At 56.7% G+C, this 19,726-nt stretch carries 18 protein-coding genes; 9 read left to right on the top strand and 9 right to left on the bottom strand.

Going from position 1 to position 19,726, the window contains the following annotated elements:
* The first annotated feature begins 80 nt into the window (after window positions 1–80).
* From SH661x_RS03815 to SH661x_RS03800, 4 genes are all read left to right on the top strand, one after another.
* The gene (locus SH661x_RS03815) at window positions 81–953 is read left to right on the top strand and encodes a prephenate dehydrogenase (protein WP_437228180.1); all 873 of its coding nucleotides are present in this window, start codon (window positions 81–83) and stop codon (window positions 951–953) included.
* Window positions 954–1,072: 119 nt separating this feature from the next.
* Window positions 1,073–2,044: an aldo/keto reductase gene (locus tag SH661x_RS03810; protein ID WP_437228178.1), complete on the top strand. Its 972-nt coding sequence runs from the start codon at window positions 1,073–1,075 to the stop codon at window positions 2,042–2,044.
* Window positions 2,013–2,978 (top strand): ATP-grasp domain-containing protein, encoded by a 966-nt coding sequence (locus tag SH661x_RS03805; protein ID WP_437228176.1) that lies wholly within the window; start codon window positions 2,013–2,015, stop codon window positions 2,976–2,978. Before SH661x_RS03810 ends, SH661x_RS03805 begins: the two co-directional genes overlap by 32 nt.
* On the top strand, window positions 2,975–3,901 hold the full coding sequence (locus SH661x_RS03800) for an inositol monophosphatase family protein (protein ID WP_437228174.1): 927 nt from the start codon (window positions 2,975–2,977) through the stop codon (window positions 3,899–3,901). The genes SH661x_RS03805 and SH661x_RS03800 overlap by 4 nt, the downstream gene beginning before the upstream one ends.
* Window positions 3,902–3,947: 46 nt before the next feature.
* On the opposite strand, the gene tsaD is transcribed toward SH661x_RS03800, so the two are convergent.
* The 5 genes from tsaD to SH661x_RS03775 form a co-directional block, all read right to left on the bottom strand.
* Complete coding sequence (gene tsaD, locus SH661x_RS03795) at window positions 3,948–5,006, bottom strand: tRNA (adenosine(37)-N6)-threonylcarbamoyltransferase complex transferase subunit TsaD (protein WP_437228172.1); 1,059 nt, start codon at window positions 5,004–5,006, stop codon at window positions 3,948–3,950.
* Window positions 5,007–5,126: 120 nt separating this feature from the next.
* The gene (locus SH661x_RS03790; RefSeq protein WP_437228170.1) at window positions 5,127–6,647 is read right to left on the bottom strand and encodes a S41 family peptidase; all 1,521 of its coding nucleotides are present in this window, start codon (window positions 6,645–6,647) and stop codon (window positions 5,127–5,129) included.
* 270 nt (window positions 6,648–6,917) lie between these two features.
* Complete coding sequence (locus tag SH661x_RS03785) at window positions 6,918–7,538, bottom strand: Uma2 family endonuclease (RefSeq protein ID WP_437228168.1); 621 nt, start codon at window positions 7,536–7,538, stop codon at window positions 6,918–6,920.
* Window positions 7,539–7,585: 47 nt separating this feature from the next.
* The gene (locus tag SH661x_RS03780) at window positions 7,586–7,762 is read right to left on the bottom strand and encodes a hypothetical protein (RefSeq protein ID WP_437228166.1); all 177 of its coding nucleotides are present in this window, start codon (window positions 7,760–7,762) and stop codon (window positions 7,586–7,588) included.
* A 93-nt stretch (window positions 7,763–7,855) separates the two neighbouring features.
* Window positions 7,856–8,695 (bottom strand): DUF6677 family protein, encoded by an 840-nt coding sequence (locus SH661x_RS03775; protein ID WP_437228164.1) that lies wholly within the window; start codon window positions 8,693–8,695, stop codon window positions 7,856–7,858.
* A 486-nt stretch (window positions 8,696–9,181) separates the two neighbouring features.
* Here SH661x_RS03775 and SH661x_RS03770 point away from each other — a divergent pair, with 486 nt between their 5' ends.
* A complete protein-coding gene (locus SH661x_RS03770; protein ID WP_437228162.1) occupies window positions 9,182–9,835 on the top strand; it encodes a LuxR C-terminal-related transcriptional regulator in 654 nt (217 codons plus the stop codon).
* Between the two features lie 81 nt (window positions 9,836–9,916).
* The gene (locus SH661x_RS03765; protein WP_437228160.1) at window positions 9,917–10,843 is read left to right on the top strand and encodes a dihydroorotate dehydrogenase; all 927 of its coding nucleotides are present in this window, start codon (window positions 9,917–9,919) and stop codon (window positions 10,841–10,843) included.
* Between the two features lie 341 nt (window positions 10,844–11,184).
* Here the strand turns inward: SH661x_RS03765 and SH661x_RS03760 are convergent, their stop codons facing one another.
* Together SH661x_RS03760 and SH661x_RS03755 are read right to left on the bottom strand one after the other, a co-directional pair.
* Window positions 11,185–11,961 (bottom strand): gamma-glutamyl-gamma-aminobutyrate hydrolase family protein, encoded by a 777-nt coding sequence (locus SH661x_RS03760; RefSeq protein ID WP_437228158.1) that lies wholly within the window; start codon window positions 11,959–11,961, stop codon window positions 11,185–11,187.
* A gap of 51 nt (window positions 11,962–12,012) precedes the next feature.
* Complete coding sequence (locus tag SH661x_RS03755) at window positions 12,013–12,189, bottom strand: hypothetical protein (protein WP_437228156.1); 177 nt, start codon at window positions 12,187–12,189, stop codon at window positions 12,013–12,015.
* Window positions 12,190–12,665: 476 nt separating this feature from the next.
* Between SH661x_RS03755 and SH661x_RS03750 the strand changes: the two genes are divergently transcribed.
* The 3 genes from SH661x_RS03750 (at window position 12,666) to SH661x_RS03740 (ending at window position 17,048) form a co-directional block, all read left to right on the top strand.
* Entirely contained in the window at window positions 12,666–14,264 is a 1,599-nt protein-coding gene (locus SH661x_RS03750; protein WP_437228154.1) for a GTPase family protein, read from the top strand.
* Between the two features lie 382 nt (window positions 14,265–14,646).
* The gene (locus SH661x_RS03745) at window positions 14,647–15,948 is read left to right on the top strand and encodes a DUF1501 domain-containing protein (RefSeq protein WP_437228152.1); all 1,302 of its coding nucleotides are present in this window, start codon (window positions 14,647–14,649) and stop codon (window positions 15,946–15,948) included.
* Window positions 15,949–16,166: 218 nt separating this feature from the next.
* Window positions 16,167–17,048, top strand: coding sequence for a formyltetrahydrofolate deformylase (locus SH661x_RS03740; protein WP_437228150.1), 882 nt, complete (start codon window positions 16,167–16,169; stop codon window positions 17,046–17,048).
* 958 nt (window positions 17,049–18,006) lie between these two features.
* Here the strand turns inward: SH661x_RS03740 and SH661x_RS03735 are convergent.
* Window positions 18,007–19,044 (bottom strand): IS630 family transposase, encoded by a 1,038-nt coding sequence (locus SH661x_RS03735; RefSeq protein ID WP_437221960.1) that lies wholly within the window; start codon window positions 19,042–19,044, stop codon window positions 18,007–18,009.
* A 106-nt stretch (window positions 19,045–19,150) separates the two neighbouring features.
* A complete protein-coding gene (locus SH661x_RS03730) occupies window positions 19,151–19,507 on the bottom strand; it encodes a methyltransferase domain-containing protein (protein ID WP_437228148.1) in 357 nt (118 codons plus the stop codon).
* Between the last annotated feature and the right edge of the window lie 219 nt (window positions 19,508–19,726).

The following is a 19,726-nucleotide window of genomic DNA, read 5'->3' as shown; positions in this document are numbered from 1 at the left end:
CTTCCCTCTTCCCTCTTCCCTCTTCCCTCTTCCCTCTTCCATGATTCCCATGCTTCCCCCGGCGACACTACAATGCCGGCATGTCGAATCCTCAGCATCAATTTGAAACTGTCGCCATTATCGGCGTAGGGATGATCGGTGGTTCTGTCGCAGCGGCAGCCAAGGCGCGCAGTGTGGCACAGACGGTAATCGGATACGGGCGAAATGCGGACCGTCTTAAGGCCGCTCAGGCTCAAGAAATCATCGATGCCGTCGCGACTGCTCCTGATCAGATCGCTCATGCAGATCTGATCGTCGTCTGCACCCCGGTCAACCAGATTGCAGACGATGTGTGCACTGTGCTGGCTGCAGCATCCGAATCGACACTCTTCACGGACGCCGGCAGCGTGAAGGGGACCATACAGCAGCAGGTGCTCGCGAACTCCGCTGCAGCATCACGATATGTTGGTGCTCATCCTTTAGCGGGATCGCACCTGACCGGATTCGAACATGCCGACCCGAAGCTCTTCGAAGACCGGCTTTGTATCTTAACCCCCGCGACGCACAATCCGGCCCCGGCGGTGGAACGTGTCCGGGACTTCTGGCAGGCCATCGGGATGCGTACCAGCGAGATGACCGCTGAAGAGCATGATCGCATCCTGGCCATGACCAGCCATCTGCCACATCTGGCAGCAGCTGCTGTCGCTTCCATCGTCGATCAAAACCTGCTCCCGTACGCCGCCAGTGGTTATCGGGACACCACTCGCGTCGCAGCGGGCGATGCCGAATTGTGGACAGCCATCTTTTCACAGAATGCCAATCAACTGGCGAAGGCGGTCGACCAGTTCATCGTCGTTCTGCAGCAGTTCAGAAACGGCCTCGTCCTGGGGCGCGAAGCCGAGATGCAGGCGTTCCTGAAGATCGCTCAGGACCTGCGAATGCAGTACCGAGACGGAAGACAGAATTCCGATTGAACGTTGCGGTTCGCTGCGACGTCGAGTGAGATGCCGCACCCGGAGAGTGCAGCGTACAAAGTGCGAGAACTCCCCTGTTCCATTCCCACGCGTCACCACATCCTGAATCGATCACCTCCATGGAACTTCGTCCGGTTGGAACTTCGGATTTACGGGTCACGCCAGTCGCCATGGGCTGCTGGCCGATCGCCGGGGTCAGCAGTGTCGATGTCACTGAAGCAGACAGCCTCGCCACGCTCGAGGCCGCTGTTGCTGCCGGGATCAACTTCTTCGACACGGCATACGTTTACGGGTACGACGGGGAAAGCGAGCGTCTCATCGCACGGGCCTTGGGGAGCAAACGTCACGACATTGTGATCGCATCCAAATGCGGACTTCACTGGGGACCGGATCGCAAGCAGGTTCGAGATGCCCGGCCGGAGACCATCTTTCGTCAATGCGATGAATCTCTGAAGCGGCTGGCGACTGACCATATCGACCTCTATTACCTGCATGCCCCGGACCCTGCTGTCCCGGTTGCGGAATCTGCGGGGGCTTTTGTCGAATTGAAAGCACAGGGGAAGATCCGGGCTGTCGGTGTCTCCAACTTCACCAGCCTCGAAGACTATGAGGCGTTCCATGCCGTCTGCCCGATCGCAGCAGATCAGCCCCCCTATAACATGCTGCAGCGGGAGATCGAGAAGGATCGTCTGCCGTGGTGCCGTGATCACAATGTCTCAGCCATGGTCTACTGGCCGTTGATGAAAGGGTTCCTGGCAGGCAAGCTGCAGCGGGATCATGTGTGGGACCCAAAGGACGGTCGGAAGAAGTATCCGATTTTTCAGGGGGAACAATGGACCAGGACGCACGATTTTGTCGACCGGCTGAAAGTTATTGCAGAAGATCTTGGCATAACGGTCTCACAGCTGGTCATCGCCTGGACAATTCAGCGACCGGGCATCACCGCCGCCTTATGTGGGGCGAAACGACCTGAGCAGATTGAAGAGACAGCCAGGGCCATGCAGGTCCAGCTGTCGCCTGATCATCTGGCTCAAATCGATCAAGCCATCCAGGATCGTGGTGAAGTCGACAACCGGCCAGCCGTCACCTGAAGTTCCCGAAAGCTGCCAACGACCGCAACATACTGCTCACAACCAAGGCCATGACGTGAACATCGCTGTGCTGGGAAATGCCGGAAGCTGGTACGTTTCGCAGCTGCAGAAAGCGGCGGAGCGTCGCGGCCACCGGTGCGAGCGCGTCGATTTTCGGCTCCTTTCCGCTGCGATCTGGGAACCGCAAACCGCCATCCACTCCGACGGCTGTTCTCTTCATGCGTTCGATGCGGTGATCGTCCGCACGATGCCCCCCGGGTCGCTGGAGCAGGTCGTTTACCGGATGGACGTGCTGCAACGACTCGAAGCACAGGGAACGGTCGTTCTGAATTCTCCCAAGGCGATTGAAGCCGCTGTCGATAAATTTCTCACCACGTCCCGGCTGGCTGCATGCGGCCTGCCCACGCCTCGTACGGTAGTTTGCGAAACCCCGGATGCCGCTCAACGGGCATTTGACTCCCTGGGTGGTGATGTCGTTGTGAAACCGCTCTTCGGCGCGGAAGGGCGAGGAATTCTGCGAGTGAGTGATCCCGATCTGGCACATCGGGTCTTTCAGACCCTGGCGAGAACTCAAGCTGTGCTCTATCTGCAGGAGTTCATCGCTCATGCCGGGTTCGACATTCGCGTTCTCGTCTTGAACGGAGAGGTGCTCGGCGCGTTCAAACGAAAAAACGCCGCCGACTTCCGTACGAACGTCGCACGTCAGGGGAGCGCCGAGCTGCATCAGGCCACCGAGGAAGAAATGAATTTCGCGGTCCGCGCAGCACAGGCGGTCGATGCCTGTTTTGCAGGGGTCGACCTGATGTACGATCCGTCCGGCAAGTGTCTGGTCATCGAAGTCAACGGCGTCCCCGGATGGCAGGCATTTGAACGGGTGACGCACATTCACGTGGCCGGCAGGTTAATCGAATTTCTGGAGAATCGAAGCAGATGAACCCTTGTGTTGATGATGTCGTCGCAGCTCTGCGGCAGGTGACTCCCGATCTCTTGCGATGGTCCGGCGCCATTGCCCGACGGATGCGTACGTTCAACGTCGCTCTGGAAGGGAAGTCATCCGGAAATTCCAATACTGACGCCCTGACGCTCGCCGACCTCACTGTTCAGGAACTGGTAATCGCGGGGCTGCGGGATCGCGCGCCGATCCTTCGAAGCTGCCGGATCGAAGCGGAGGAAGAGAACGGAGACCTGCAGGCGTTTGCCAGTGAAAGTCCACTCGCCATTGCCCTCGACCCTATTGACGGCACCAAGTATTTCAAAGAACGCACGAGCAACGCCTACGCCGTGATGATTCATCTTCGCAACGAGAGTGACGTCATCTACTCTCTTGTCTTCGCTCCTGAATCTGGTCCCAGCGGAACATGGACACAGGCATACGGAGACGTGGTGAAGTGCGGTCCGGACGACACGTCCATGAGTGCCTTTGACTGCCTCGAAAACCTGCCTCCCATTTCACGCAGCGACCGTCCTGATTCCAGCAAGATCTACGTGATCGGCTTTCAGAAGAATGATCCCTCTGTCGCAGCCCAGATTACTCAGGCCGGCCTGCAGGGATACGCGCCGGATGACATGCCGGGCAGCATCTATCCGCTTCTGGCAACCGGTGAGTTCGGTGGCTCGCTGATCCACACTCCAAATATCTACGACTATCCGGTCTCGCAGCAGCTCGCACGACTGCTCGGAGGCAATTCGGTCTGGGTCCACAATGGAGAAGCGGTCAACTTCTCAGAAACCTGGATGGATGACCGAGCCGAAATGCTCCGACTTCCTGGGATTGTCGCGACCGCCGATTCCCCTGAAAAACTGCAAGTCCTGACAGCACTTGCCAAAGACTGGAGCAAGGTTCGGTATCAGGACTGAGCAGGTTGATTCATGAGCAGACGCACAGACACGGCAGCTGTGCGCCTTACCGTGAATGACGAACGAGTCCGGGAGTGACGTCGACATCCAGTTCTGCCGTCATTCCCGCACTCAGCAGTTCCCAGGCAATGGCCCCCATCGCAGCGTTGTCCGTGCATAACGCCATCGGTGCAATCACAATCTCAATGCCGCTTTTCCGCTGCAGATCTTCCAGTCGCTGACGCAGACGTGCGTTAGCCGCCACTCCCCCGCCAATGCACAGCGTCTTCCGTCCGTACCGCTGCAATGCCTGCCGGCATTTCCCGATCAGAACATCCACGACCGCTTCTTGAAAGCTCGCAGCCAGATCAGCAATTCTCTGCTCGGTCAGTTCCGGGACAGAAACCGTCAGTCCCGGTTGCCCCAGCGCGGTGTAGCGAAGTGCTGTCTTCAGACCGCTGAAGCTGAAAGCCAGTCGCTCGTCCTTGAGGAATGAACGAGGAAAATCAAACGCCTTGCGGTTCCCCTTCTCAGCCACCTTCTGCATCCAGGGGCCGCCGGGGTACGGGAGTCCGAGCATGGCGGCGGCCTTATCAAAGGCCTCGCCAGCTGCATCGTCAATCGTCGAACCGATCAATTCGTAATCGATCGCGCTGCGGCAGTCGTACAGATTCGTATGACCGCCGCTGACGACCAGTCCGATGGCGGGGAAAATGTCCCGCTGCGCCATCATCCGGCAGGCGTACAGGTGGGCGTGAATGTGGTTGACCGCCACCAGCGGCTGACCCAGCACCATCGCGAGTGTCTTGGCTGCAGTCACTCCCACCAGCAACGAACCAACCAGTCCCGGCTCGGTCATCACAGCGATCGCGGACAGCTGGTCGAGCGACTTTCCCGCTCTGCGGAGCGATTCATCAATCACCGGGAGAATCCGGGAGAGATGAGCCCGGGATGCAATTTCCGGAACAACTCCCCCGAACCGCTGATGGAGCTCATCCTGCGAAGCAACGACGCTGCTGAGGACATTCCCGCCATCATCGACGATTGCAGCTGCCGTCTCGTCACAGGACGATTCGATCGCCAGCAGGATCTCCCGACCAGAACTTTCGACGGGAGACTCAGGCACTGTTGTTCCGCTGGATAACAAGACAATTCAAACTTGAATTTCACGTCTCGTCACACACTTCACGGGTGTGACGAGACACTCAAATGACAATCGACACCGATCATTCGGTGTCCTGAAGTTTCACCCTGCCCGGGTCCGAGGAACAGCGAAGAAGTGGCGGATCTTCGAGCCGTCAGCAGCTTTCTTCTCAGCAGGCTTGGCCGCCGGTTTCTCTTCCGCCTTCTTCTCGGGTGCGGTCTCGCCAGCTGCACTTTCTTTCTTGATCTGCTCTTCGATGTAAGCCTTCGCAGCAGAGAGCTGCCGGTCGTCGAACTTGGCATCCTTCTCTTCGTTCCCGGGCATGTCCCGTTCATGACGGTACAGCTGGTACTCCTGCTGCTCCTTGAGCGTGAACTCGATGGCATAGCCCTCGTCCGGCGTCACTCCCCATTCATCGGACTCTTTCGAGTTCGGGAAGCGATGAATGTTCTTCCCGCTGGGACGGTGGTAGCTGGCAGTGGTCAACTTGAGCGCGCTCTTGCCGTCTTCGAGATCGATCACATCCTGCACGCTTCCCTTGCCCCAACTGCGTTCGCCGATAACGATCGCCCGTTTGTGGTCCTGCAGGCAGGCACTGAGAATCTCGCTGGCAGAGGCACTGTAATGATTGATCAGAACGGCAATCGGAAACCCTTTGAACGTTCCAAAGCTCTTCGCGCTCCAGGTGCGGTGGGCACTGTTGCGTCCGTCGGTACTGACGATCAGCCCTTCATCGACGAACATATCGGCAATGTCGACAGCTGCTTCCAGAAGACCGCCCGGATTGAATCGCAGATCGAGGATCAGTCCCTTCATTCCCTGTTTTTTGAGTGACTTCAGGGCTTCGCGAATTTCGGCTGCGCTGCGACTGGTGAAATGAGTCAGACGCAGATATCCAATCTTCTGTCCTTCATCCAGCATCAGGTTCCATTTTCCGTCTTTGCCCCAGGTATCTCCCATGACGGTATCGAGCTGAATCATCTCCCGGGTTAACGGAACCTTCTCAACATCCTTTGAGTCCGGTCGCAGGATACCGACTTCCACTTTCTCCCCGGGCTTGCCCCGCAGCATCTCAACAGCAGTGTCGATTTCACGTTCGACGGGGAAATCTTTCACAGGCTTGCCGTTGATCTCAACGATTCGATCTCCGGTCTTCAGGCCCGCCTTGTAAGCGGGACTGCCGGGGAGCGGAGCAAGAATCTCAATCGACTGGGCCTGCTTGTCCCAGTTCACCCGAATCCCGACTCCTCCAAACTCCTGGGAGATCGCTTCGGTGAAGTGCTCAAGATCATCTGGAGCGATGTAATCCGAATACGGATCGAGCTCGGCCAGCATCCCCCTCACTGCCGCGTTGACGAGCTTGCGACGGTCCACCTCTTTCACATAGTTCTGATCGATCTCCTGAAAGGTATCGACGAAGACCCGCATCAACTCGTAGTAGTCCTCATCATTCTTGGACTCGGCCTCTGCAGGTTTCTCAGCTTCCGACTGAGCAGCCTCCGGTTTCGCAGCTTCGTCGGCAGGTTCCTCAGCGGACAGTGGAAATGAACTTCCCGCCATCAAAACTGCTGCCAGCACGATTCGTGTCAGCCACACGCGTTCACCAGAAAATCGTATCTGCATTCGGCCGTCCCTACGCCAAGGCAAGTCTGAGTGGATCGTTTTCCGGCACTCCTGGCGGCACACACCGTCATCGGTGGTCAATTCCGCGCAATTTGTCCGGGAGCATTCTCAAAAGATTGTAGATCCGCCATCTCCCCCCAGCAAGACGGGTTATCCAGCCCCTGACCGCCACGCCCATTTCACGTCGGGGTAATCACGTTCCGCAGCCAAGTGAATGAGCCGTCAGCCCCGGGAAATTTCTGAGCGGTTTGCCCGGGAACCTGAACCGGACTACCCGAGCACTTCCCCAGCCTGAAACGAAAACGATTGATCACAGATTTTGAAGTGCAGGCTCTCCGCAGGCAGAACGTCAATCTGCTCGCGATAGCAATGGGACTCCACATCGGGGTTCCGGTAAACTTCGATCACCCCAGCTGCCAGATTGACGATCCAGTATTCCGGAATTTCCGCTTCTGCGTAAATCCGGAGTTTGCTGGTCCGGTCCCAGATCAGGGAACTGTCGGAGACTTCGATCACCAGCAGGACACCGGGCGGTGACGGATGATGATCGAAACTTTCGTCTGCCTCGTCTCCGAGAATCACCGCCACATCCGGTTCAGGTTCGCACTGATCCGATAGAGTGATCGGGAGTTGCGACTGAACGTATACTTCACCGGAAGTTAGCAGTCGATTCAGCATTCTGACAAGAAGTTTCGTCACTTTGGCATGTCGTGGCCCGACCGTCATGATGTCTCCCCGGCTGTCGCGGCGATCTTTTCGAATAAGCAGTCCGTCAATCAGCTCCAACGGCTCGCCTTCAGGCAGAATTCCACCCTGAATCATGGCGTGGTACTGAGCAACACTCAGAGGCGAGAGCGAGGCCTGGGGAAGCAACTCGGTGAGAAGTGTCATGGGGCGAGATTCCCCTCTTCGACCTGAATTCCTGAAAATTGACCCGTCTACAATTTATACGACAACGCCACCAGCACCGCCAAGATGATCGCCATGAAGACCAGAATCTGCAGGAACATTTTCCCGGACCGCTTCAGGATCAACTCAGTTGATTCATATCGACTGGCGTTCCACACCAGGCTGATCGCGGCAGCCAGCGGAAATAAGTACCAGGTGATGTTCATGTGATTCGATGTCTTCAAAGACTGGATTGGTGGGACCGGAATCGAACGCTGGGATCCTGAAAGCACCGCACATTCCGGCTGCAAGTCTCAACTCTAAGGGCTGGGAGGAACAGGCTCGGTTCCCGCACGTTCATCCCCATAACCATAGGCCGGGCCTTCGACAGCGTCCCAGATCGCCAACACATTCAACAGACCGGCCACCCAGGTAAACACCATCGCCAGTTCGTGATATTTGCCCAGCCGACGATGCAGACCTTCTTCCTCCTGCGGGTCCATGGGAACTTCAAACCAGTTCCAGAAACCGCGCGGAATCGTGCCTCTCAAATGGCCGATCTCTTCCTTCTGACCGTTCTTGACCCGAACCAGACCGGCGACAACCGGGCGATCCTTGCGGGCATCGATCGGCGGAGCCAGTTCGACATGATCCGAGAGCTGGAATGTGATGGGCTCTCCGTCGATTTTGCCAGTGAACTTACCCGTCATGGCATTCTTGCCGAACTGTCCGACGCTCGGTTCGAGTGTCAGGGTCCCCTGGACGTCACCGGTGTGGTTCCCCGTTTCGTCGAAGTAACTGGCTGTCCCCTGAAACGGAGCTGTGAGGGAAGAATCGATCGTGGTGACTCGAGTATTGCTCGCTCCGTGAAATCGCTCACGCTGAACCAGTCCAAACAGCACCGGCAAACCGACTCCCGATTGCGCAGCGTACTTGAGCAGCGAGGTTCCCTTCCCTTCCTTGAACGCGTTTTTCGGCGGCGGCTGAACCGCTTGCCATTCCGCCATCGCCATTCCGGTCAGGAAGAGGCTGATAATACAGAAGAAGTAAATCGCGGCCTTAAAATACCGTCCCTGATACAGGTGTCCGGCTCCGGGCATAAGAAACGCGAGGATTCCCGCGAGCCAGGGCTGCTTCAAGTGAATTCGGGGATCGAGCATGACTCTGGTTCAATTTCCGGACGGCTGCCGACGGGCGAGATCTTCGCGAAAACACAATCCATCATTGGAACTTGCGTTCAGCGGGGATTGTAAGTGGCAATCGCATCACCCGCCAGTTGATTGATCAAGAAGGGGGAAATTGACCTCGCCAACTCTCAATGTCAGTCCTGGCACAGGCTGCATCGCCAAAAATGCAGTGAAACTACGCACTTGTCAGCAATCCCCCCGTTTCAAATTCGGCCAACGCGTCCGATTCTCGCCACAGACAAATCACAACACACTATATCAACACGACTTACAACTCGAACGCACCTGCCAAAACTGCCTCCCTCCACTTTTCGACTTCCGTTCCAATTTTGACGATGAAGTGGAAGTACAACGATTTCGACGGAGAATCGGGCTGGCATGATTTCTCTGCGGAAGTTAAACCTATACGCCTATTCACTTGTTTCATGCTGGCACGCGCTGTCGCAAGAAGGGCCCAAGATGAACACGAAGAAAATCATCCTTGTCGATGAACAGCCTCTCGTCCTCGAAGCACTGACCGCAAAGCTTCAGGAGATTCCCGAGTTCGAAGTGATCGCAGCCTTCACCCACTCGGACCGAGCCTTTTTTGAAATCATGAATCGCCGCCCGGACATGGTGGTGATGGACCTCGAGATCCCAGGCCGCGGAGCCATCGAAATCGGCGAGCAGATTGCATCCCGACTCCCGGCCACCCGGACCGTCTTCTTCACGCACTATGACACCGACATCTTCATCGACGTCGCGATCCGACTGGGAGTCGGTGGCTACCTGCTGAAGACCGAGCCGGTCGCAAAAATTCTTGAAGGATTACAGCAGGTGGCTGCGGGAGAAACTGTCTACTCCGAGCGGATTCAGGAGCGTCTGCATTTCGACCGGGAATCACGCCAATACGCTGTCAAAACACAGACATTCTTCTCCGGACTGACGCTCCGACAGATCCAGGTGTTGCGACATCTGGCCCGGGGAGAAAGCGTGAAGGAAGTGGCGAAGGTCATGATGCTTTCCGAACGAGCCATCGAAAGCCACAAATATCGCATCATGCAGAAAATGGGGATCCACGACCGCGTCATCCTCACGCGATTCGCCATTCGGGAAGGACTCATGCCGGCCTGAAAGGGGAGTCCTGTCGCTGGTCCTCAGGAATTCGAAGTCAATCATTTCACCCGGGCGAGCCGATCCGCTAGTCTCTGAAGCATGGTCAATCTTCAGGTACAGCTCAATCGGCTTCAGCTTCGCAACCCCATCCTCGTGGCGTCCGGAACGTTCGGATATGCCAAGGAGATGTCTCCATTCGTCGACTTTTCGAAGATCGGCGGGATCATCCCCAAGACGATCACTCCCCTGCCCCGAATCGGAAATCCGCCGCAGCGGACCGTAGAGACGGCGTCCGGGATGCTGAATTCGATCGGGCTCGATAACGATGGCATCGATACATTCATCGCCAAGCACATTCCGTATCTCTTGAGTCTGGAGGCCCCCGCCTTCGCCAATATCGCTGGGCGAACGATTGACGACTTCGCCACCATGGCCCGGCGGCTTGACGAGTTTGAAGGTCTGGCTGGCCTGGAGCTGAACATCTCCTGCCCGAACGTCAGCGGAGGTGTCGATTTCGGGACGAACCCCGAGTCCGCCCGAAAAGTCATTGAAGCAGTCCGAAGTGCCTGTCGCTTTCCGATCGTCGCGAAACTGACTCCGAACGTGACTGACATTACAGCCATTGCCCAGGCTGCTGCCGATGGTGGTGCTGACGCCGTTTCGCTGGTGAACACCTATCAGGGGATGGCGATCAACTGGCGAAAGCGCAAAGCCATCCTCGGAAATGTCCTCGGGGGACTAAGCGGACCTGCCATCAAACCGCTCGCGCTCCGCTGTGTCTACCTCGTGGCCAAGTCGGTCAAGATTCCGATCATTGGCATCGGCGGCATCAGCAACATTGATGATGTCATGGAGTTCTTGGTCGCGGGAGCCTCCGCAGTGCAGGTGGGAACCGCCAACTTCTTCAGTCCAGGCCTCTCCGCCAGACTGGTGTCGGAACTCGAGCAGACGCTGGCCGGCGAGAACATCCAGTCCGTCACCGAGATCATCGGAACCCTGCATGGCCTGCCCCCTCGCAGCTGCTGAGTTAATCAGAAGATTTTTAACCACGGAAGACACGGAACTCACGGAATTTCCCGTCTTGAAAGTCTGCTGTCGTTCCTCTCGGAGTTGAATTTCCACTCAGGGATGCAAAAACAATAGCGGAGCGGTGATCACTCACGCTTGGTGGTGCTCAGGTCCCGTTCTCCCCGCTCTTGCTGGACACGCAATCCACTCGCCGCCAATTTCCGTGAGTTCCGTGCCTTCCGTGGTTCTCTTTTAATCCCTCTCACTGATCTCCCGCTCCCGTTTCACGATCTTATAAAACAACAAAACCCCGCGCGGGATGACCGGCGGGGTTTTGTTTTTAAAATTGCTTCGCGGCATTAAGCAACGCGGCGGCGGTTTTCGAATCGCAGGATCTCGGCTTCTTCCTGCTGGGATTCACGAACCCCTTCGATAAAGGCCTCGAACACCTGCATGTCGAGAGCCGAAGCGGATTCGCTTTCCGGGTGGAACTGCACTCCCAGACACCACCAGTTTTCAATCACAGATTCGTAGGCTTCGATCACGCCGTCCATAGCTGTCGCACTGGCGCGGAAGACCGGTGCCAGCTGATCGATGGCCATGTGATGATCGCTGTTCACGCGGATTTCGCCAGGACCGTAGATGCTGTCCATACGGGTTCCCGGGACGATTTCAATCACGTGACGCAGGCAGTTTTCCACCGGATCGCGATGACACAGCGACTTCAGCACGTCTTCAGCGACATGCTGGAACAGTGTTCCGCCGCAGATCACATTCAATTCCTGCATCCCGGCGCCGATCGCCAGAGTGGGAATCCGCATTTCAAAGGCCATTTTCGCGAGGCGGCGGTCGAAGTCTTCGCGTCGCAGAGGCATCGGGCGGGTGATCGGGTGTTTTTCGAAGCCCAGACGAACCGGGTCCAGATCCAGCTTGCATCCGGTCAGCACCAGGCCGTCGACCTGTTCGAGAACGCGTCGCAGATCGTCATCTTCAGCCAACGGAGAGAGGACAACGGGGATCCCGCCGCTGGCGGTGACAGAGTCGTAGTACCCAGCATGAATCCAGGAGAAGGCGAAGCTGTCTCCTTTTTCAGGACGGAAATCAGAATTGATGGCGACGATGGGCTTGGAGTTCATGCTGGCATCCTTGTGTGAACATTCCGGCGGTCGACTCAGCGACCGGACAAGCTAACAACTGGCCGTTTCAAAACAGTGAAACCCGTAACCGGTCGCGATGGAAACATCCGCTGCAGGGCGGAAGGTGTGGTGCGGGGAAGTGGCGGGCAGCGATGAGGCGGCGTGCTGCGAATCGGAGGCGCGGTGTCTGGCGAGAACCACACCGGCATCGAAGAGATGCTTGAGCATCGGATTCCATTCCCTGCTATCGGAACTATTCCATCAGTCCCGGCCAACGAAATCTCGACGAGAGATTTGCGGCCAATTTCCTGCCGAAAGATCGCGTTCATGCTGCTCTTCGGCAAGATCTGCTGAACTTACCGCAGCGTCCGGGGGTTGTAAAGAATTCAGTTTATTTAGTGGAGAAATTGATGTTCCCCTCAAAAACCCACACTAGATATGGTGCCTCGCAGCCTCCTCGTCCGGCGATCTTGCTCCTTAGAAGTCATCTTCAGCCCTCTTTTTCACCACGGAAAGCCCGGAATTCACGAAAAAGTGCTCTAGCATGACTCTCTCTGATGGATGTCTTCATGTCCGTTGATTGAACCGAGTTGAAATGTTTCCGTGAGTTCCGTGCCTCCGTGGTTCCACTTTTCATTCCCGGCATGCAACGAGTGTCCCGCTGAAAGCTGACGGATGATCCCGCTTCAACTACGATCAGGACCATGTTCTCACGCCGTTCGCTGATTCTGGCTGCCTTGATCACACTGCCGGTCCTGCTGTATCTCGGACTGGGGGCATACGCACTTTGGCAGACCGGCTGGTTTGCTTACACCTTCTGGATTCTCCCTGCATTCTGGCTGATCACCTGGATCGTGGCTGTGGTCTGGAAGCCTTCACAGCCGCTCCTCGCTGAGGACCTGCCGCACCCCCGTCACTTCACGCCTCGTGATGAATCGGCGATGGACATTGTCCGCCGTTATCAGGAGCAAGTCGATGTGCTGACGACCGAGCAGCTCACTGACCCCGGCTTCTACCTCAAACAATCCCAGCATCTCGCCCGAGATCTTTCGGTCCATTACCACCCCCGCGCAGAAGATCCGATCTCGTCGCTCACGATTCCCGAAGTGCTGGCTGCGGTGAGACTGGCTGTCGATGACATGGAGCGCTGGCTGCTGGACTCGGTTCCGGGAAGCCAGCTCGTCACGATCCGCCAGTGGCAGTGGCTGCAACACGCCCCCAAATGGGTCCGCCGGGCCCAGAACGCCGCCTGGGCTGTCGGCGTCCTTTTGAACCCGGCCAATGCCCTGAAATATCTGACATCAGAGGTCACCGTCGGCCCGATTTCTCAGGAATTGCAGACGGAATTTCTGGCGGCTGTTTACCTGCGATTCACGCGGCAACTCGGCTTTTACCTGATTGAGATGAACAGCGGCCGGCTGCGGGGCGGAGCCGACCGCTATCGGCAGACGTTCGGTTCGCCAGAACAGGTGGCGTCCGGTCCTTCGCAGGCCCAGGCTGCGGAACTCGTCCCTGAATCTCTGACGGTCGCCTTTGTCGGACAGGTCAAGGCCGGGAAGTCGAGCCTGGTGAACGCTCTGATCGGATCCCGGGCTGCGAAGTCTGATGTCCTTCCCGCGACCTCTCAGGTCGAACGTTATCAGTTCACCGTTCCAGAGACCGATGTCCAGCTGACGCTGCTGGACACACCCGGATATGCAGACGCCGGAGCGACGAAAAAGCAGCTTGCCGAAATGCAGCAGGCCTTAAGATCGGCAGACGTTTTGCTGCTCGTGATGGCGGCAAACTCTCCTGCCCGATCGGCGGACCGGGAACTCATGGATCAACTCCGCGAATGGTACGCAGCCCATTCGGAACTCAAGCCCGCCCCGGTGGTCATCTGCCTGACCCACATCGATCTGCTCAGCCCCGTCATGGAGTGGAAGCCCCCCTATCACTGGCATACCCCAACCTCGCGCAAGGAAGAGAGCATTCACGCTGCGGTGGAGCATGTGCAGGGACTCTTCTCCGACGTCACGACCAGCGTGGTCCCCGTGTGCTCGGATGTCGAACGCAATCGTCAGGCGAGCATCATTGAAGAACTCCTGCCCGCGCTACTTCAGGTTTTGAATGAAGGGCAGATTGCAGCGATCCTGCGAGCCTATCACCACCAGCTCAACCGTGAGCGTCTGCAGCGGTTTATGAGTCAGATCACCAGCAGTGGCAAGAACTTACTGCGAATCTGGGTGGAAGAACGGCTGCTCGCTCCCCCTCGAAACCAGCCCCCGGCAACTCCCCCGGCTGCGAACGATCGTCACAATTAACATATACCAAACGGCTTATGGAAGATGGGCCATTTTAGGGGGGATTCCTATAGACCGGATCTTCTGATTTACCCAAGATGCCTCTTTCCGCCCGATTCGGGATGCCTACCATTCCTGTATCCGGCACCCCCTTTTTGATCTGTCTCACCCACCCAAACAGACTCACCGCAACCCGTAACACATAACCCGTAGTTTCGAATTTTCACAGAAAACCACAACACATCAGTATCGCCTGATCCAACAATTCTGTACTGGTCGATACGTGGAGCAGGATGTTCCACGGGTTGTGAATCCTCCCCAATGCCGCCTTTCCGCATGGACCCGTGCGAAGGAGCCTGCCGTGTTGTCCGTCCTTGGTCAGCCCCTGAAATTTTGTGACTCCGTGAGTCGCCGGGCCTTCCTCCAGCTCGGAGGTCTGGCACTCGGTGGAGCTTCTCTTCCTCAGATTCTGAAGGCTCAGCAAGAGCAGGGATCCTCCGGAAACGGCAAAGGGATCATCATGATCTTCCTGCCGGGCGGACCTCCGCATCAGGATATGTGGGACATCAAGTCCGATGCCCCGTCCAACATCCGCGGAGAGTTCACAGCCATCCAGACCCGTGTTCCCGGGATGGACATCTGCGAGCACTTTCCTCGACTGGCCTCGTGTGCTGACCGGTTCACCGTGATCCGTTCCATCGTCGGCGCGACGGGCGAACACGATGCGTTCCAGTGCCTGACCGGTCACGGCCCCAGGCAACAGCCGGCAGGGGGATGGCCTTCGCTGGGAAGCGTCATTTCCCGGCAGTATGGCCCGCGCGACCCGGCCATTCCTCCGTTTGTCGGCCTCTCTCCCAAGACCGGACATGCGGAATGGGGTGATAACGGTAAACCCGGCTTCCTCGGCCGCGGTTATGCTCCGTTCACCCCCGCAGGCGATGGCAAGGAAAATCTCGTTCTGAACGGGATCACGCTCGACCGTCTGCAGGATCGCCGACAGATGCTCTCCGCACTGGACCGGTTCCGCTCTTCCTACGACAACTCCGGAAGCATGCGGGGACACGATGAATTCAACGAACAGGCCTTTGGAATTCTGACCTCCAGTCGTCTGGCCACAGCCCTCGATCTGGAACGTGAGCCCAAGGAGCTGCGGGATCGTTACGGATATGGGGAAAACAAGCTGCAGGATGACGGCAGTACGCGATTGCTCACTAACTTCCTGCTGGCCCGTCGACTCATCGAAGCGGGTGTGCGTTGTGTGACCCTCTCCTTCAGCCGCTGGGACTGGCACCACGACAACTTCGGCCAGGCCCGTCGTGACTTCCCGATGCTGGATCAGGCCCTCAGTGCTCTGATTGAAGATCTGGAACAGCGGGGAATGCTCGACAACGTTTCTGTCGTCGTCTGGGGCGAGTTCGGACGTTCTCCGAAGATCAATCCGGAAGGGGGTCGTGATCACTGGCCTCAGGTCTCCACCGCCCTGCTGGCAGGGGGCGGAATGCGACATGGGCAGGTCATCGGCGCCACCAACCGGCTGGGAGAATATCCAACCGAACGACCGGTCCACTTTCAGGAAGTCTTCGCCACGCTGTACAAGACGCTGGGGATCGATGTGGCCCGCACGACCTTCACCGACCTGCAGGGGCGGCCGCAGTTCCTGATCGACCAGAACAAGTATCAGGCGATTCCGGAACTGATCTCGTAATCGATCTCTTTTGCGTCTCCGCATGTCGAGGGACTTCCCGCGATCAACAAGCTCGATCCGGAAAGTCTTGATTGTCCCGCACGCCTGTTCCACGACCAGGCGGGGCGAGCAGAGGAAATTCCGCTTTCAAAGAATCCCGGCGACAGGGTAAAACCGCCGCATGCCAACAGGCCGGCACGGTCCGTTCTGAACGTCGAGATCCCAGAGAGTGAGCTTCCATGCAGGTGACAATTACCGCAGTCGGTCCGGATCATCGCGGTCTGGCAGATCCGATCGTTCATGACGTCACGCAAGCCGGCGCGAACATCCACGAGATCCAGATGTACGACCGGGACACCGAACAACTATTCGCGATGATCCTGCGAATGGAATGGCCTCATGACCTGCAGCCTGTGGCCGAGCTGCGGGACCGAATGACGAGCATCGGAACGCAGAAAGGGCTGACGATCCGGGTGTGGGCACGCGATGAAAAGCACCGCCTGCCGCGCTTGGGGCTCTGCACGACGTATCGTCCCGAAACGTCACTGGCCATCCTGCGAGACGTTCGCGATGGCCGGTTGAAGGCGGAAGTAGCAGTGATGATCGGCAACCGGGACAGCTGCCGGGGAGTCGCCGAACAGTTCGGCGTCGACTTTCATAACATCGGCGATGCCCGAGGAAACCCCGACAACAGCCGCATGGTCGAACTCTTCGACGAATACGACCTCGACTATGTGATTCTGGCCCGTTACATGCGGATCCTCCCTCCCCGAGCCTGCTGGGAATTTGCCGGCGGACGGATCATCAATCTCCACCACGGGCTGCTCCCTTCATTCCCCGGGTTTCGCCCGTATCACGACGCGTACAGCCACCGCATGCTGACCTACGGGGCGACCTGTCACTTCATCGTGCCGGAGCTGGATGCGGGGAATCAGATCATCCACCAGAGCACGTTCACAGTCTCGCCGGGAACATCACTGGATGAAGTGCTGGTGATCGGCGAGACCGATAACGAACCCCGCTGCCTGTCGGAGGGAGTTCGACGTGTCATTGACCGGGAAGTGGAGCTGCACTTTCATCGCGTGGTCCGCGGCCCGGGAGCGCCGGGGCGATCACACTGATATTGCGGAAGCTTTTGGAGAGCGCGATCAGGGTCGAGGAGATTCCCGTCATCTGCACAAGGATTTGCCAAGCGATAGGTCGTTGTTCATGAAACCATTGCTATGGAATGACAGGGCCATCGATGATGGTTTCTCAGCCCACCGAGGCCTGAAATCAAATTCCCCGAAACGAATTCTTATTAACCAGGCCATTAAAGCGCCTGCTGGCTGTGCTTCCCCTTTACTGCATTCCAGCGATCGAATTCGCGGAATGCCAGGACTCAGACGTCCTGACGAAGCGATGCGACACCCGCAGTTTTTAATCCTCGGCGACAATTACCCAAGCTCGATATTCCAGAATGCCAGAACATCGACATAACGCACTTCCGCCGGAACACAGATCGCGACAAATATTCCATAGTCACCGCAGCAACCTGAATCGCATCGCGAATAATCGCAAATCTGAAAAAACTTTCAATCTAACTCAAAAGGCGGCCCCCACCTACCAAGCTCTCGTAGCCCTTACGTTCCTGCCACAAATTGCCATCTCAGAGGTTTCTGGCTTACATGCAAGCCGGTGACTAACACCACACATTATGCTTTAGATTTTCGCCGAAAAGTCATTATTACCTGACTATTCGCAAATGCCCCTAAAGTGGACACTGGCGAAAAACCAAGACTGTCGGGCTGAAAGTGAGCCGCTATAGTATCGCGCAGCCTGCGCCAATCGAAGCCTCGATGTGAAACCTTGACATTTACGGCACGTCGCGGAGCCTTAAAGAAAAACGTCGCCATAAACAGATCATAAATACTGACGTCCGACCATCTCCGATAAAGCATCATTCGTACGAGTTCTTTCGCCACAAGCGGCGGCCCAATAACAATTGGGACCGTAACCAGAAGCAGGCCGTCTTCCGTAAGCTTGTCATCTACGAATTCAACAAATCTAAATAGGACCTCCACGTCCTCGGAGTGAGTTTTAAGCGGCTTTGGCGAAGGAGTGTCGCATGTCGAGGTAGTGATTATTATTCACCTCGAACCATTCGTACGCCTGGTCAATCAGTTCTTCCAAGGTCTGGCAGCGGTGGTTTCTCGTGATCGTCTCGTGCAGGTGCCACCAGACTCGTTCAATGGGATTCGACTGCGGAGCATACTTGGGAAGAAAATGGACTTCGATCCGGTGACTCCATTTCTGCAGATAGGCTTTCACCGCTTTCGAGTCATGAAATTTGGCGTTGTCACAGATGACATGGATCTTCCGGAAGCTCCTGAGTCGGAAACGCAGGTCGTCCAGATGGGCCAGGAACTGGACCGTGTTTCGTCGCCAGCAGGGACGACTCACCAGCAGTGTTCCCGTCCCCCAGATCAGCGAGCCTGCCACATGGCACTTCTGATTGTTCCCCGGCGTGACCACCTCGGCCTGCTGACCTTTCTTCATCCACATGCTGCCAATCTTGGGGTTCAAATTCAGGTCCACTTCATCCTGAAAGACGGCGACTTCGTTGTGGGAAAGATTCTTCAGAAGATGTTGGATTGCCTGAAATTTCTCAGCGTGCTGGGGATCAACCGGGCCGACCACTGGACGGGGGCGACGCCAGACCAAGCCCAGCCGATGCAGTCCCCGGCGGATCGTTTCTCCGCTCAATCGCAGGCCGGTTTCAAACGCCAGCAGGTGAGCGAGCGTTTCACAGGACCAGCGGGAGCGGAAATATCCAAAATCCCGGGGAGTGGACTGAGTGACCCACCGCAGGACCTGTGTCATCCAGACTGGAAAGGAACGCTGCGGAGACGGTTTTTGCAGAACAGCAGCGACTCCCCCTTGCGTGAACAATTTCAACGTGGTCGAAATCAGGTCGAAGCTGCAAAACAGCACGGTTTTGATCTGCTGCCAGGTCAGGCCTTGGGCCCGGAGCAGAACAATATGAGCCCGTCGAGAAGTGGAGAGATCGGCTCCAGAGCGATAGGCCTGCAAAAGCATCTTGCGTTCCTGAGCTGTGAGCTGGATACTGCCATCCATGGCTTGACTCCTCGAAAGGGAAGTGGTGGTACACCTCCCCAACGTAGACCAAGCCTGTTTTTGTTCCTACACCAATCGAAAACGACGCTCCGGAAACGATGTGGAGCTATTTAGCCAGTTCTTCATCATCAAGATGCTCGCATGTTTCGAGGCAAGTAATGACATTTGCGCTTTGGCATGCTATTTCATCGACGTCCGACACAACGATATATCCGTCGAACTTACATGACATGTAAGGATCGTAACCAAGCAGTTTGCACGACTTCTTCTGCGATTTAAGTTCAGTATTTAACTCACTCAAAAATCTTCCCTGGCCACATCCATAGTCGGCGAGAACGCTGCCGTCTTCCAATTCAGCAAGAACAACTGACTTTGACCGAGCAAATCTGCTCCGGTGCGCAAATCTGGCAAGCAGGTTTGGGTGGTCCAGCGTCTGCTTTTCGTAAGGAATCCGCACAGACATATCAAGACTCTCGCTAAAAACGTGAGGATGCACCCCAACATATCGACCACCACCAAGATTGTCTAGAAAAGCAAGCTAGCATTCTCACATTTCTGTTACAAGACGGATGCTTCACGGGCCACGTAGGACAGACTTTCAAAAAGTGCTGGTGATCGGCGAGACCGATAACGAACCCCGCTGCCTGTCGGAGGGAGTTCGACGTGTCATTGACCGGGAAGT

This window comes from Planctomicrobium stercoris (assembly GCF_051465655.1).
Taxonomy (GTDB): domain Bacteria; phylum Planctomycetota; class Planctomycetia; order Planctomycetales; family Planctomycetaceae; genus Planctomicrobium.
The sequence above is the reverse complement of the archived record's forward strand: the minus strand, read 5'-3'. Positions and strand labels throughout refer to the sequence as shown.